1 protein-coding gene is annotated in these 1,435 nt (G+C 35.5%); it reads right to left on the minus strand.

Features of this window, described 5'->3' with window-relative positions:
- Nucleotides 1-31 precede the first annotated feature (31 nt).
- A protein-coding gene (locus QM928_RS09840) for an IS3 family transposase (RefSeq protein WP_148131311.1) occupies nt 32-1,380 on the minus strand; the annotation gives its coding sequence in 2 pieces (ribosomal slippage) (nt 32-930 and nt 930-1,380; 1,350 coding nt in all).
- Nucleotides 1,381-1,435 lie beyond the last annotated feature (55 nt).

Here is a 1,435-nt window from a genome sequence, read left to right on the forward strand (position 1 = left end):
TGTACTGACCCCAAAAAGTTAGACAATTAATTTAAGCAAAGGATTTAATTCTGTATTGTACAGGACTAAGTCCTTTTAGTTTTACCTTAATTCGTTTGTTGTTGTAGTAATCAATATAGTCTACAATAGCTTGTTCCAAGTGCTCAAGTGACTGAAACGTATTCTCATAACCATAAAACATTTCAGACTTAAGAATGCCAAAGAAAGATTCCATCATACCGTTATCTGGGCTATTTCCCTTACGTGACATAGATGGTTGGATTCCCTTATTCTTTAAAAAATGATGATAGAAATCGTGTTGGTATTGCCATCCTTGATCACTATGGAGAATTGTATTTTCGTAATGATTCTCTGTAAATGCTTGTTCTAGCATAGCTTTCATTTGTACTAAGTTCGGCGAAGTAGAAAGATTGTAGGAGATAATTTCACTGTTAAAGCCATCTAAAACTGGTGATAAATAAAGCTTTTGGCTGCTTGCTGGAATGGCAAATTCTGTCACATCTGTGTAGCACTTTTGCATTGGTTTGGTTGCTTCAAATTGACGTTGAATAAGGTTATCTGCTTTCTTGCCAACCTCTCCTTGGTATGAAGAATACTTCCGTTTACGGCGAATTCGAGCCGTTAAACCAAGTACTTTCATAAGACGCTGCACCTTCTTATGGTTCACTACGAAGCCACGATTTCGTAATTCTAGAGTCATGCGACGATAGCCGTAATTTCCTTTATGCTCAGTATAAATTGACTGAATTTCAGCTTTAATATCATAATCTTTATCGCTTTGATCCAGCTGTTTTAAGTGGTAATAATAGGTTGAACGGGCAAGCTTAATAATCTTTAGAAGGATATCTAACGAAAACTCTGTTACCAGTCCTTGAACAATTTCCGTTTTTCTTCTTGCTCCTTTTCGTCCCTCAATCGGAGTTCTCTCAACTTTTTTAGAATGGCATTCTCCGCTCTCAAGTACTCATTTTCTGCTTGAAGACGTTCTAATTCTGTCATATCTTCAAATCTCTTCTTTGGCTTACGTCCCATTTTAGGTGGTCTCCCTCTTGTTTTCTCAACAATAGTATACCCGTTTTTCTTATATTGTGCCAGCCAATTCGAAAGTAATCCACTACTTGGAAGGGCATAATCCAGAGACACCCTAATTTGTGAACGCCCCTCAAGAAGAACTTTATCAATGATCTCTTGTTTTAGTTCAGGAGAATAGTAACAATTCTTTCCTTTTTTGACGATTTCTATTCCATAACGATCAATCAATTTAATCATGTACTGAAGATTAGAAATGTTTATCCCAAATTGATTTGAAAGTTGTCTAAAGCTCTCTCCTTTCTTTCTTAATTCATATATTTGAACTTTATCTTCATAAGTTAATTTCATAATAAAAACACCCCAAAAGTTAGATTTTTATGTCTAACTTTTGGGGTGCAGTTCA

Origin of the sequence: Streptococcus infantis, from assembly GCF_047460405.1 — a bacterium.
GTDB lineage: Bacteria > Bacillota > Bacilli > Lactobacillales > Streptococcaceae > Streptococcus > Streptococcus infantis_Q.